Here is a 13,730-nt window from a genome sequence, read left to right as displayed (position 1 = left end):
AGGTATTCCTGCATCGTAACGGGTGAAACATCCGAATAGGTGAAGCGCTAAAATGTCATCAGAACTCGAATCTCTACAGAACTCTTATCTCTTTGGGGGCAATGCGCCCTACGTAGAAGAACTCTACGAAGCCTATCTGGATAATCCAGGTTCGGTTCCGGATAATTGGCGTAATTACTTTGACCAGTTGCAGCATATGCCCGCAACGGATGGTCAAGAAGCCACGCGCGACCAAGCGCACGCACCCATCATCGAATCCTTTGCGCAACGCGCAAAAGCGAATGCTTTTGTTCAACGTGGTCAAGAACCCGATCTTGCTGTTGCGATGAAACAAGTTCACGTCCAGTCATTGATTGCTGCTTATCGCACTCTCGGCTCGCGTTGGGCGGAGCTCGATCCACTCAAGCGTCAAGACCGCCCCAGTATTCCTGAGCTTGACCCCGCATTTTATGGTCTGACCGAAGCCGATCTGGATCAGGTTTTCTCTGCAACCAACACCTATTTCACCAAAGCGACAACGATGACGTTGCGCGAGATTCTGAAAGCCTTGCGTGATACGTACTGCCGTTCAATCGGCGTCGAGTTCATGCACGCGTCAGATCCAGCCGTCAAGCGCTGGGTGCAGGAGCGCCTCGAGTCCACGCTCAGCGCCCCCACTTTTGCGGCCGATCGCAAGCGCCACATTTTGCAGCAGCTAACCGAGGCCGAAGGTCTTGAGCGCTTTCTGCACACAAAATATGTGGGTCAAAAGCGTTTCTCCCTCGAAGGTGGTGACAGTTTCATCGCGTCAATGGACGAGGTGGTCAACCACGCAGGTGAGTCAGGCGTTCAGGAAATCGTGGTGGGCATGGCTCACCGTGGCCGTCTCAACATGCTTGTCAACATCATGGGCAAGATGCCTGGTGATTTGTTCGCAGAGTTCGAAGGTCATCATGCCGAAGGCCTGACCGATGGTGATGTGAAATATCACAACGGATTCTCGAGCGATTTGTCTACACGTGGTGGTCCAGTGCATCTGTCATTGGCCTTTAATCCCTCGCACCTTGAGATCGTCAACCCTGTCGTCGAAGGCAGCGTGCGTGCACGCCAAGAGCGTCGGGGTGCTGACGGTTACAAACAGGTCTTGCCTGTACTCGTTCACGGCGATGCTGCTTTTGCAGGCCAGGGCGTTGTCATGGAAACACTCAACCTCGCTGAAACGCGCGGTTACGGCACAGGCGGCACTTTACATCTGGTCATCAACAACCAGATCGGTTTCACGACCTCTGATCCACGCGACACACGTTCGACGATCTACTGTACCGATGTCTCCAAAATGATCGAAGCCCCCGTGTTTCATGTGAACGGCGACGATCCTGAGGCAGTTGTCTTTGCAACCCGCATGGCGCTGGATTTCCGCATGCAGTTTGGTAAAGATGTCGTGGTGGATATTGTTTGTTTCCGCAAACTCGGTCACAACGAACAAGACACACCATCCTTGACGCAGCCTTTGATGTACAAGACGATTGGCGCGCATCCTGGCACACGCAAGCTCTATGCAGACAAGCTGACGGCGCAGGGTGTTCTGAAAGATGGCGACGGAGACCAGCTCGTCAAAGACTATCGTCAATACATGGAAGATGGTCGCCGCACGATTGAGCCCGTCTTGACGGACTACAAGAGCAAGTATGCGATTGACTGGACGTCTTACCTCAATGCCAAGTGGACGGATCAGGCTGATACTGCTGTGCCGATCTCTGAGCTCAAGCGAATCGGTGAAAAACTCACCATGGTGCCTGAGGGCTTTGCGCCTCACTCGCTCGTGACCAAGTTGCTGAACGATCGTCGCACGATGGCGCGTGGTGAGATGAATCTCGATTGGGGAATGGGCGAGCATCTGGCTTTTGCAACATTGGTTGCATCAGGTTATGCCGTTCGCATCACAGGTCAAGACTCCGGTCGCGGCACGTTTACTCACCGTCATGCTGTCTTGCATGACCAAAACCGTGAGCGTTGGGACGATGGCACTTACATCCCTCTCCAGCATGTCGTAGATGGTCAGGCACCCTTTACGGTGATCGACTCTGTGCTGTCCGAAGAAGCTGTTCTAGGTTTTGAATACGGCTACTCTTGCGCAGATCCCAAGACCCTCACCATCTGGGAAGCCCAGTTTGGTGACTTCGTCAACGGTGCGCAGGTTGTGATTGACCAGTTCATCGTCTCCGGCGAGGCCAAATGGGGTCGTCAGTCCGGTTTGACTATGATGTTGCCTCACGGTTACGAAGGTCAGGGCCCAGAGCACTCGTCGGCGCGTATTGAACGGTTCTTGCAGCTTTGTGCAGACAACAACATCCAAGTGGTACAGCCCACGACCGCCGCACAGATTTTCCATCTGTTGCGTCGTCAGATGATTCGCCAGTTCCGCAAGCCTTTGGTCATTTTGACGCCAAAGTCCTTGCTGCGTAACAAAGATGCAGGCTCACCTTTGTCTGATCTGGCAACGGGCCGCTTCCGTCCAATCATTGCAGAGGTGGATGAGTCTATCAACCCCGCTGCTGTTAAGCGTGTGCTGGTGTGTTCAGGCAAGGTTTATTACGATTTGGTCAATGGTCGTCGCGAGCGTAAAGACAACACGGTTGCGATCATTCGTGCCGAACAGTTGTATCCCTTTGCGCACAAGACGTTTGAAACTGAATTGCGCAAATACCCCAAAGCAACTGAAGTGGTCTGGGTTCAGGATGAGCCACAGAATCAGGGCTCTTGGTTCTATGTTCAGCATCACTTGTATCAGAACATGACCAGTGGTCAAAAGCTTGGTTATGCAGGCCGTGCAGCCTCCGCCTCGCCAGCCGTTGGCTATCTGGCCAAACACCTTGAGCAGCAAAAAGCGCTGGTCGAGCAAGCGTTTGGCAAGTTCAAGACCTTCATGCTGACTAAATAAACCCAGATCAACGCATTTATCCAATTACGGAAAAAACATAATGGCTCTCACCGACGTTGTTGTTCCACAGTTATCCGAATCAGTGTCCGAAGCGACTCTCTTGACTTGGAAAAAGAAACCTGGCGAAGCAGTTCAGGCTGATGAAATCCTGATCGAAGTCGAAACCGACAAAGTGGTCCTCGAAGTCCCAGCTCCGGCCTCCGGTGTCCTGTCTGAAATCGTCAAAGGCGATGGCAGTTTAGTCACTTCTGGCGAAGTCCTGGCTCGCATCGATACAGACGGCAAAGCTGCCGCAGCACCTGCAGCCGCTGCTTCTGCTCCAGCCGCAGCGCCTGCTGCAGTCTCGGCACCCGCGCCAGCTGCTTCCGCAGCCTCCGCAGGTATCGCTTCTCCTGCTGCTTCCAAAATTCTGGCTGACAAAGGCGTCTCAGCCGCTTCTGTTGCAGGGACAGGCCGTAATGGTCGTATCACCAAAGGTGATGCATTGGGAGCCTCAGCAGCGCCTGCTGCTGCCCCAGCCGCTCCAAAGGTTGCGTTGGCAAACCCCTCCGTACCCATGACGCAGTCGCTGGATGGTCGTCCTGAGCAGCGTGTGCCCATGAGCCGTTTGCGTGCACGTGTGGCTGAGCGTTTGTTGCAATCGCAACAGGACAATGCCATCTTGACAACGTTCAACGAAGTCAACATGCAAGGTGTGATTGACCTGCGTAATCTTTACAAAGACAAGTTCGAAAAAGAGCATGGCGTCAAGCTCGGTTTCATGTCTTTCTTTGTTAAAGCTGCTGTGGCCGCTCTCAAGCGCTACCCGATTTTGAATGCTTCGGTGGATGGCAAAGACATCATTTATCACGGCTATTTTGATATCGGTATCGCTGTCGGCAGCCCACGCGGTTTGGTGGTGCCAATCTTGCGTAACGCAGACCAGCTCACGATCGCTGAAATTGAAAAGACAATTGCTGATTTCGGTAAGCGTGCTTCTGAAGGCAAGCTCGGCATCGAAGAAATGACAGGCGGTACTTTCTCGATCTCGAACGGTGGTGTGTTTGGTTCGATGCTGTCGACACCGATTATTAATCCTCCTCAGGCCGCGATCTTGGGTGTGCACGCAACGAAAGAGCGTGCCGTGGTTGAAAAGGGTCAGATCGTGATTCGCCCAATTAATTATCTTGCGATGTCTTACGATCACCGCATTATTGATGGTCGCGAAGCTGTTCTGGGCTTGGTTGCCATGAAAGAGGCGCTCGAAGATCCGCAGCGCATGCTGCTCGAAATCTAAGCTGGAAAATTTATGTCCTCAAATCAATTTGATGTAGTGGTGATCGGTGCGGGCCCAGGCGGTTATATCGCTGCGATTCGCGCGGCCCAGTTGGGCAAGACTGTCGCGTGTATCGACGCCTGGCAAAATGGCCAGGGCGGTCCTGCGCCAGGCGGTACTTGTACCAACGTTGGTTGCATCCCCTCCAAAGCGCTGTTGCAGTCTTCTGAGCATTACGACCAAGTCAATCATCATCTGGTTGATCACGGTATCGAGGTCAAGGGTGTTTCGCTCAAGCTCGACAAAATGATCGGTCGCAAAAATAGCGTCGTGAAACAAAACAACGACGGTATTTTGTATCTGTTCAAAAAGAACAAGATCACTTTCTTTCACGGCAAAGGCGCTTTTGCGGGTCAAGTCGATGGCGGTTGGGCGATCAAGGTTTCAGGCACGACAGAGGCCGATATTGTTGGTAAACACGTTGTGATCGCCACAGGCTCCTCGGCACGCGAATTGCCGGGCCTGCCTTTTGACGAACAGCAGGTGTTGTCGAACGATGGCGCCTTGAATATCGCTGCGGTCCCAAAAAAGCTGGGTGTCATCGGCGCTGGCGTGATTGGTCTTGAAATGGGTAGCGTCTGGCGTCGTCTGGGTGCCGAAGTGACTATTCTCGAAGCCATGCCAGAGTTTCTGGCAGCTGTCGACACACAGGTGGCCAAAGAAGCACAAAAGATTTTCACCAAGCAGGGCTTAAATATCCAGATGGGTGTCAAGCTCGGCGAGATCAAGTCGACTCCCAAGCAAGTGACTGTGCCCTACACGGACGCAACTGGCGCGGAGCAGAAACTGGTAGTGGATAAACTGATTGTTTCAATTGGTCGAGTCCCTTACACCGGTGGCTTGAATGCTGATACGGTCGGCCTCAAACTCGATGAGCGCGGCTTTATCGTGGTGGATGCGGATTGCAAAACGAACTTGCCTAATGTGTGGGCGGTTGGTGATGTGGTGCGCGGCCCAATGCTGGCACACAAAGCCGAAGAAGAAGGCGTTGCGGTTGCCGAACGTATCGGCGGACAGCATGGTCACGTTAACTTTGACACGATTCCTTGGGTCATCTATACCTCACCTGAGATTTCATGGGTGGGTCAGACCGAGCAGCAGCTCAAGGCCTCCGGTCGTGCTTACAAAGCCGGCAGTTTCCCCTTCTTGGCCAATGGTCGTGCACGTGCCTTAGGTGACACCACTGGTTTCGTCAAGATTTTGGCGGATGCAGTGACCGATGAAGTCTTGGGTGTCCATATCATTGGTCCGATGGCTTCCGAGCTGATCGCAGAAGCGGTCACCATCATGGAATTCCGTGGTGCCGCCGAAGATATCGCCCGCATCTGTCATGCACACCCGACCTTGTCGGAGTCCATGAAAGAAGCAGCCTTGGCGGTTGACAAGCGCACACTCAATTTCTGAGGCACTTGCGTGCAACTTTCTTGAACGTCCTTCAACACTATGAAAGCAGTCTGGCTGAGCGCGGTTATCAGCCAGACCCCGCTCAGCGCACCGCCATCGAGCGTTTGCAAAAGTATTTTGACGACTGGATCGCTTTTAAAAGCGATCGCTCCAGTGCCGTCAAACGCCTGTTCAAACGTCCTGATGTGCCCAGAGGGGTTTACCTCTGGGGTGGAGTAGGGCGTGGCAAGAGCTTTTTGATGGATGCGTTTTACGCGACAGTTCCTGTCAAGCGTAAAACCCGTCTGCATTTCCATGAATTCATGCGTAGCGTGCATCGCCAGCTTGACGAAGTCAAAGGCATGCAAGACCCGCTAGACGAGGTTGCCAAGCGCATCTCCAAACGCTACCGCCTCATCTGTTTCGACGAGTTTCATGTCTCGGATGTGGCTGACGCCATGATTTTGTATCGGCTGTTACTCAAATTTTTCGAACATGGCACTTCTTTTGTCATGACGTCCAATTACGAGCCTTCACTGCTTTATCCTGATGGCCTGCATCGCGATCGTATTTTGCCCGCAATCGCCTTGATCAAAGACCGGATGGATATTTTGAATGTGGATGCCGGGATTGATTACCGTCGTCGAACACTCGAGCAGGTCAAGTGCTATCACACACCCCTCGGCGCACAAGCGGACCAAGCCTTGCATGAGGCCTTTGCCCAACTGTCTGATACGCCCCCGCAGGATCCAGTGCTCTTAATCGAACATCGAGAGATCACGGCTAAAAAACGTGCGGGTAGTGTGGTCTGGTTTGATTTCGCGACCTTGTGCGGTGGGCCACGTTCTCAAAACGATTATCTTGAAATCGCCAGCCGATTTCACGCAGTGATTCTCTCGGACGTGCCAAAAATGGGGCCGAAACACGCCTCTGAGGCTAGGAGATTCACATGGCTGATCGATGTTTTCTACGACCACAAGGTCAAGTTGATCATGTCTGCTGAGTGTGAGCCAGAGGAAATCTATACTTCTGGTCCCATGTCTAACGAGTTTCATCGCACTGTTTCCCGCATCCTTGAGATGCAGTCCAAGGAGTATTTGGATTCCGAGCAGCGCGATACCGTCAGTCTCTAAGGTCAACATCATGAATACGCGCGTTCTCACCGGCATCACGACGTCGGGTACCCCTCATCTGGGCAACTATGTTGGCGCGATTCGTCCCGCCATTCAAGCGAGCCTCGAAAAAAATGTCGATGCATTTTTCTTTTTGGCGGACTATCACGCGTTGATTAAGTGCGAGGATGCTGACCGTATTGCGCGTTCTCGCTTGGAGATCGCGGCGACTTGGTTGGCCTCGGGACTTGACCCAGAGCGTGTGACTTTTTATCGTCAGTCTGATGTGCCTGAAATCCCAGAGTTATGTTGGATGCTGACGTGCGTTACGGCAAAGGGTTTGATGAATCGCGCCCATGCCTACAAGGCCTCGGTTGATCAAAATGTCGCAAAGAGTGTTGAGCCTGATGACGGTATCACGATGGGTTTGTTTTCCTATCCCATTTTGATGGCGGCAGATATTTTGATGTTCAATGCTCACAAGGTACCTGTGGGTCGTGATCAGACACAGCATCTTGAAATGGCCCGTGACATTGCTCAGAGATTCAATCATTTATTCGGGCAGGGTAAAGACTTTTTCGTGCTTCCCGAGGCAGTCATTGCCGAAGATGTGGCGACTCTGCCAGGTCTCGATGGACGCAAGATGTCCAAGAGCTACAACAATACTGTCCCTCTCTTTGAGGGTGGCGCGCGCGCACTGAAATCAGCGGTCGCCAAAATCGTCACCGACTCACGCGGTCCGGGTGAGCCCAAGGATGCAGAGGCTTCGCATCTCTATCTCATTTACAAAGCCTTTGCTCAGCAGTCAGAGACTGCCGCTTTTCGTCAGGCACTTGCAACGGGAATGGGCTGGGGTGAGGCTAAACAGAATTTGTGCGAACGTATCGAGCAAGAGCTTGGACCGATGCGCGACAATTACGAAGATTTGATGGCACATCCCAATCGAATTGAAGACATCTTGCAAGAAGGTGCGCGTAAAGCACGTGCCATCGCGACACCTTTTATTCATGAGTTGCGTCAAGCGGTTGGCTTACGTACGCTTGCGACCCAAGAAAAATCTGGTGCTGCCAAGCAGGCCAAGGGTGGCGGCAAAGGCGCTCGTTTTGTGAGTTTCCGTGACGACGCGGGGCAGTTTCGTTTCCGCTTCCTTGGCTTGGATGGGGCAGAGCTTTTTTCCTCAGTTGCTTTTGCAGATCCCAAGTTGGCGGGGGCTGCCATGCGTGCCTTGCAAAGCGGTGACCTTGAGGTCATGCTGACCCTCGCTGGCGAGCTGGACTTTACTCTCACGCTTGATGGGGCTGTGGTCGCGACGGGTGTGACGAGTGTCTCCAGCGTTCAGCGAGCTGAGCGCGTTGAAGCCTTGCGTGCGAGTTTGCGTCCGACAGAGTGAGTGTCCTCGCTGAGTGCTTCCAACCGCTAGGGAAGACACTCAGCGCAGACTGGCACTTGAAGCGCATACAAGGGTTTAAACCTTTAGCGCTTGAACCTTTAGCGCTTGAGCTTTCAGCGCTTGAGTTTTGCGAATGCGGCTGCCATCGCACCTTGGCCTGTAGGCTCGGGAGCACCATTGCGGCTTGGCTTAGCGCCTCCCGAGCTGCCTGAACCACCTGAGCGATTCTTGCCTGAAGTTTGACCACCGCCAGCCGCACCAGTATTCATGGAGCGAGCAGGTGGCGCCTCATCATTCAAGCGCATCGTCAAGGCGATGCGCTTGCGAGGAATATCGACCTCTTGCACTCGGACGCTGACGGTTTGTCCCACACGCACAACATCACGCGGATCGGAGACAAATTTTTCCGCAAGCGCAGAGATGTGGACCAAACCATCTTGATGGACGCCGATATCAACAAAGGCGCCAAAGTTGGCGACGTTAGTGACTACGCCTTCGAGAATCATCCCTGGCAGCAAATCATTAAGTGTCTCGACACCCTCTTTAAATGTCGCCGTCTTGAACTCTGGACGCGGGTCGCGGCCGGGTTTTTCAAGTTCGAGCAAAATATCCCGTACAGTCGGCACGCCAAAGCGGTCATCTGTAAACTCAGAGGGTGAGAGGCCTTTGAGTTTTTCCCGGTTACCGATGACTTCTTTCATGTCGGCCGCGATTTTTTTCAAAATACGTTCAACGACAGGATAGGCTTCGGGATGGACCGAAGAAGCATCAAGAGGGTTGTTGCCGTTGGGGATACGCAAGAAACCTGCAGCTTGTTCGAACGCTTTTTCGCCAAAGCGAGAAACTTCTTTGAGAGCAGCTCTGTTGGGGAACACACCCTTGTCGTCGCGATAGGCCACGATGTTTTTAGCCAAGGTGCTGTTCAGACCCGAGACGCGTGCCAGCAGCGCTGCAGAGGCCGTGTTGACATCGACACCGACGGCATTCACGCAGTCTTCGACAACGGCATCCAGAGAGCGCGCCAGCTCGCGTTGATTAAGGTCGTGTTGATACTGACCGACACCAATGGCTTTAGGCTCGATCTTGACGAGTTCCGCCAAGGGGTCTTGCAAGCGTCGAGCAATCGAGGCCGCACCACGCAAACTCACGTCCAGGTCAGGAAACTCAAGGGCAGCCAGCTCCGAGGCGGAATAGACCGAAGCACCCGCCTCAGAAACGACCACGCGTGTGAGCTTGAGATCAGGCTGTTCAGCCATCAAGTCAGCCACCAGTTTTTCAGTTTCGCGCGAAGCAGTGCCATTGCCGATGGCAACCAGTTCAATGTTGTGACGGCGTGCAATCGCAGCCAGTGTCGCCAAAGATCCAGCACGGTCGCGTCTTGGCTCAAAGGGGTAGACCGTTGCGGTCTCAACCAGTTTGCCGGTGTGATCAATCGCCGCCACCTTGACGCCCGTCCGAATGCCAGGGTCTAAGCCCAACACTGCTTTAGGGCCCGCAGGTGCGGCGAGCAACAGGTCTTTGAGGTTTGCGGCAAACACTCGAATAGCCTCGGTTTCGGCGCTTTCGCGCAGTCGCGTGATCATTTCTGTTTCAAACATGGTGAGCAGTTTGACCCGCCATGTCCAGCGAGCCACATCAGCTAGCCATTTGGCACGGGGCGAGGGGGTCGCGTCGAAGAGATCTCTGCCTAGCTTGAGGAATTGCGCCACGCGCTCAATACAGGGATGCGGAACCAAGATATCTTGGCTTGCCTCAAGACCAATTCGTAGCTCCAGCACGCCTTGTTGGCGGCCGCGCAGCATAGCAAGCACACGATGCGAGGGTAGGGTGCGGAGTGGTTCGTTAAACTCGAACCAGTCACGGAAATTGGCGCCTTCGGCTTCTTTGCCCTCGGCAACTTTTGAATAGAGGTAGCCGTGTGACCACAAATGGGTGCGTAGATCGGCCAGTAAATCAGCATTTTCAGCATAGCGTTCAGCTAGAATATCTCGCGCACCATCAAGAGCTGCCTTGGCTTCTGTAATATTTGCATCCGGATTTAAATATTGTGCGGCCAGTGTGATGGGGTCGCAACTCAAGTCCGCCAAAATCGCATCTGCCAGAGGCTCAAGACCCGCTTCTCTGGCGATTTGGGCACGTGTTCTCCTTTTCACCTTAAAGGGGGCGTACAAGTCCTCGAGCCGCTGCTTGGTGTCAGCTTGTTGGATGGATTTTTCCAGTTCGGGCGTCAGTTTTTGCTGTTCGGAAATAGAGGCCAAAATCGCCGCGCGCCGCTCTTCTAGATCGCGCAGGTAAAGCAGGCGCGTATCCAGATTTCGCAAGACGGTGTCGTCGAGACCTCCAGTGGCTTCCTTGCGATAACGGGCGATAAACGGAATCGTTGCGCCATCTTTTAATAATTCGATGACCGCGGCAACCTGCTGGGGCCTGATGCTGAGCTCTTCGGCAAGTTGGGCCGTAATGCGAAGTTCTGCCTGGGCGGCCGTGACAGGGGCAGCAAAGGTCGCAGTGGCCGCAGACGAGATCGCAGCAGTTTGGGCAGACGACTCTGCAGGTTTTGCTGACGGGGCGGACTGCGGTGCGGACTGCGGGGTCATTGAATCGCTCATGATTTCCAGAACTTTATAGATTGCGGCAAACGGATGATTTTGCCACAACAGTGAAATCCGCTCTGTTTCAACGGGGTATGATCCGGCTTGCCCTTTGGTGTCCTTTATGCAAGAACCTACAATTTCCGAGCTTTTTTCTCTTGATGGCCCGTTGGCCAGCATGTCTCCTGGCTTTCGTGTCCGATCTTCCCAGATCGAACTTGCGCAAGCGGTCGAGCGTACGATTGCTGAGCGATCAACACTTGTCGCGGAGGCGGGCACTGGGACCGGTAAAACGTGGGCGTACTTAGTGCCTGCTTTGCTGGGCGGCGGCAAGGTTCTTGTGTCGACCGGCACCCGCACGTTGCAAGATCAATTGTTCGCACGTGATCTGCCTAAGGTTCGCGAGGCCTTGAGTCTACCCGCCTCAATTGCGCTGCTCAAGGGACGCGGCAATTATGTCTGCCACTATCACTTAGAGCGTCTCCAAGGCGAGGATCGCGCCTTGCATTCGCGCGGCGAGGTGCAACAGCTCAGGCATATTCAAACTTTTTCTCAGCAAAGCAGCACGGGTGATCGCGCCGATCTACCCTCAGTGCCCGAAGACGCTGAAATCTGGCAGCGTGTCACCTCTACGCGTGAAAATTGTTTGGGACAAGACTGTCCAAACGTTCGAGATTGCTTTGTTCTCAAAGCGCGCCGTCAAGCGCAAGAGGCCGATGTGGTGGTGATTAATCACGCCTTGTTTATGGCGGATTTGATGTTACGTGATGAAGGCATCACAGATCTGCTGCCTGCGGCAGATACCGTCATTTTTGACGAGGCACATCAGCTTCCCGACACGGCGACACGATTTCTTGGCACCAGCGTGTCGACCCATCAGTTACTGGACTTGTCCAAGCTCGTTGAAACAGCCGGACTTGCGCATGCGCGTGAATTGACCAATTGGTCCGAGCAGGCGCGCCGGCTTGAGCATGCCACCAAAGAGCTCAGATTAAATTGTGCCGGCCTTGAAAAAATGCCCTCCCGCCGAGTGACCTTTGAGGCGTTTCCCTCTCCTGAGGGTTTCGATGCGGCGCGTGAGGTGTTGCAGACGGCACTGGATGAAATCGCGAGTATGCTTTCAAGCGTGGAGGAAAAGCATCCAGATTTGGCAGCGGCGGCCCGTAGTGGCCACGAGCTTGCTGAACGCTTGTCCACGTGGGGCAAGCCCGGCCGCAGCAGTCAGGGGCCTATTGAGGACATCCAGCAGGTCGTACGATGGGTGGAGTTAGGCTTGCATCATGTTCGTCTGCACGCAGCACCACTTTCTGTTGCAGAGGCGTTTTCACGCTACCGGCAAGGTGGTCAAGCTTGGGTCTTTACCTCCGCGACGCTCTCTGTTCATGGAGACTTCTCTCATTTCACCTCTCGTCTGGGACTCGAAAAAGCAGAGACCATGCGGCTAGAGTCGCCTTTTGACTACGCCAATCAAGCCTTATTATTTGTGCCCAGGACGCTTCCCGCACCACAATCCCCCGAATTTTTGCCCGCCTTTGTTGAGACCTTGATGCCTCTCATTCAGGCCAGTCAGGGAGGGGCCTTGGTGTTATGTACGACCTTGCGCGCAGTTGAGCGGGTCGCGAGCTTGCTCGCCGATGCCTACGATCAGCTTGGATTGACGTGGCCCATTATGCGGCAGGGCAATGGCACACGCAGAGATTTGCTCGAACGTTTCCGCACACTGGATCATGCTGTGTTGGTGGGGAGCGCTAGCTTTTGGGAGGGGATTGATGTGGCGGGAGATCGACTCACGCTCGTGGCGATCGACAAGCTTCCTTTTGCGCCGCCCGATGATCCGGTGCTCGAGGCCCGGATCAGAGCTTGCCGGAGTCGCGGCGGGAATCCATTTATGGAGTATCAGTTACCTGAGGCTGCGATTGCCCTCAAACAAGGGGCGGGGCGCCTCATTCGCACAGAAACTGATTGGGGTGTGTTGATGGTCGGGGATACTCGACTCGTCGATAAGCCCTATGGCAAACAGCTTTGGCGGGGCTTACCGCCTTTTGCCAGAACGCGTGACGTTGAAGAAGCCGTTGCTTTCTATCAACGCCACAGCGAGGCGCCGGCTGATTGAAGCTTCATCAGAACAAGCGCAAAGGATTCCAGGCGCTGTATTTGTTGGGAAAGCCGTTACTGATCAGTGTTGTCTTTGGGAAGTTTTGCAAGAGCACCCGTTCAGTGTCGTTGCGCAACTCTGTCATGCCCAGCTTTTCATACGACATCATCATAATGTAGAGCGCGGGCTCAGCGGCGGGTACACCCTGATAGTCAGTAATGACGCTTTGCGCGCGATTGATGGCCGCGACATAGGCGAAGCGGTCATAGTAAAAACGCGCGATGGTCATTTCGTTTTCGGCCATTGTGTTAACCAACCAGCTCAGGCGTTTGCGTGCATCAGGTGTGTAACGACTCTCTGGATATTGCTGAACCAACTCAGTAAAGGCGGCAAAGGACTGGCGCAGGGCACGCACATCGCGTTCGCCTGGATTTTGGCGAGTAATACTCGAAAAAACGGCGCTAGGTGGTGTGAAATTAACCAAACCCTTGAGGTACAAGACGTAATCCATTGAAGGATTGCCGGGATACTGTTGCTGAAAGCGTGTCAATGTTCCAATAGCCAGCTCGGGTTCTTTGTCTTTCCATTGGCAATAAGCCAAGTTGATCTGGGCTTGCTGAGCGTAGACGCCAAAAGGAAAGCGTGCCTCCACTGCGGCAAACCGCTCCTTGGCTACACGCCAATTAGCAGAGTTCATCTCTGTTTTACCGTCTTGGAACAGTCGCTCAGCGTTCCAGTTGGCCGTCGGGTCGTATTCTGGGGCCTTGGTTCCGCAGCCAGAAATCAGCGCCAGAGCGGCAAACATCAATAAAACCCGGCTGATTACTTGGCTCAGCGAGAGGGTGGGAAGAAAAGAAATGGCGGTACGACTCATCACGAGATGATCCTTGGTGTTAGCATTCTCAACTGATTATAAGACGAGTC

8 protein-coding genes are annotated in these 13,730 nt (G+C 53.8%); 6 read left to right on the top strand and 2 right to left on the bottom strand.

Features of this window, described 5'->3' with window-relative positions:
• Nucleotides 1-52 precede the first annotated feature (52 nt).
• From WBJ47_RS00650 to WBJ47_RS00630, 5 genes are read left to right on the top strand one after another with little or no spacing between them, the layout of a single operon-like run.
• Complete coding sequence (locus WBJ47_RS00650; RefSeq protein ID WP_422243358.1) at nucleotides 53-2,920, top strand: 2-oxoglutarate dehydrogenase E1 component; 2,868 nt, start codon at nucleotides 53-55, stop codon at nucleotides 2,918-2,920.
• Between the two features lie 40 nt (nucleotides 2,921-2,960).
• A complete protein-coding gene (odhB, locus tag WBJ47_RS00645) occupies nucleotides 2,961-4,196 on the top strand; it encodes a 2-oxoglutarate dehydrogenase complex dihydrolipoyllysine-residue succinyltransferase (protein ID WP_422243357.1) in 1,236 nt (411 codons plus the stop codon).
• Between the two features lie 12 nt (nucleotides 4,197-4,208).
• A complete protein-coding gene (lpdA, locus tag WBJ47_RS00640; protein ID WP_422243356.1) occupies nucleotides 4,209-5,639 on the top strand; it encodes a dihydrolipoyl dehydrogenase in 1,431 nt (476 codons plus the stop codon).
• A gap of 20 nt (nucleotides 5,640-5,659) precedes the next feature.
• Nucleotides 5,660-6,751 carry a cell division protein ZapE gene (gene zapE, locus WBJ47_RS00635; protein WP_422243365.1) on the top strand — a complete coding sequence of 364 codons (1,092 nt, stop codon included), beginning with the start codon at nucleotides 5,660-5,662 and terminating at the stop codon, nucleotides 6,749-6,751.
• Between the two features lie 10 nt (nucleotides 6,752-6,761).
• Nucleotides 6,762-8,120 carry a tryptophan--tRNA ligase gene (locus WBJ47_RS00630; protein ID WP_422243355.1) on the top strand — a complete coding sequence of 453 codons (1,359 nt, stop codon included), beginning with the start codon at nucleotides 6,762-6,764 and terminating at the stop codon, nucleotides 8,118-8,120.
• A gap of 113 nt (nucleotides 8,121-8,233) precedes the next feature.
• On the opposite strand, the gene WBJ47_RS00625 is transcribed toward WBJ47_RS00630, so the two are convergent.
• Nucleotides 8,234-10,729, bottom strand: coding sequence for a Tex family protein (locus WBJ47_RS00625; protein ID WP_424585268.1), 2,496 nt, complete (start codon nucleotides 10,727-10,729; stop codon nucleotides 8,234-8,236).
• Between the two features lie 106 nt (nucleotides 10,730-10,835).
• Here WBJ47_RS00625 and WBJ47_RS00620 point away from each other — a divergent pair, with 106 nt between their 5' ends.
• Nucleotides 10,836-12,824 carry an ATP-dependent DNA helicase gene (locus tag WBJ47_RS00620; RefSeq protein ID WP_422244071.1) on the top strand — a complete coding sequence of 663 codons (1,989 nt, stop codon included), beginning with the start codon at nucleotides 10,836-10,838 and terminating at the stop codon, nucleotides 12,822-12,824.
• A 7-nt stretch (nucleotides 12,825-12,831) separates the two neighbouring features.
• Here the strand turns inward: WBJ47_RS00620 and WBJ47_RS00615 are convergent, their stop codons facing one another.
• Nucleotides 12,832-13,680 (bottom strand): outer membrane protein assembly factor BamD, encoded by an 849-nt coding sequence (locus WBJ47_RS00615; protein ID WP_422244072.1) that lies wholly within the window; start codon nucleotides 13,678-13,680, stop codon nucleotides 12,832-12,834.
• Nucleotides 13,681-13,730 lie beyond the last annotated feature (50 nt).

Origin of the sequence: Zwartia sp., assembly GCF_049655405.1 — a bacterium.
GTDB lineage: Bacteria > Pseudomonadota > Gammaproteobacteria > Burkholderiales > Burkholderiaceae_B > Zwartia.
This window is presented reverse-complemented; position numbering and strand designations above follow the sequence as displayed.

Coding starts and splice junctions, on each gene's coding strand:
- WBJ47_RS00650 (WP_422243358.1), top strand. CDS start 53: ATGTCATCAGAACTCGAATCTCTACAGAACTCTTATCTCTTTGGGGGC.
- odhB (WP_422243357.1), top strand. CDS start 2,961: ATGGCTCTCACCGACGTTGTTGTTCCACAGTTATCCGAATCAGTGTCC.
- lpdA (WP_422243356.1), top strand. CDS start 4,209: ATGTCCTCAAATCAATTTGATGTAGTGGTGATCGGTGCGGGCCCAGGC.
- WBJ47_RS00630 (WP_422243355.1), top strand. CDS start 6,762: ATGAATACGCGCGTTCTCACCGGCATCACGACGTCGGGTACCCCTCAT.
- WBJ47_RS00625 (WP_424585268.1), bottom strand. CDS start 10,729: ATGAGCGATTCAATGACCCCGCAGTCCGCACCGCAGTCCGCCCCGTCA.
- WBJ47_RS00620 (WP_422244071.1), top strand. CDS start 10,836: ATGCAAGAACCTACAATTTCCGAGCTTTTTTCTCTTGATGGCCCGTTG.
- WBJ47_RS00615 (WP_422244072.1), bottom strand. CDS start 13,680: ATGAGTCGTACCGCCATTTCTTTTCTTCCCACCCTCTCGCTGAGCCAA.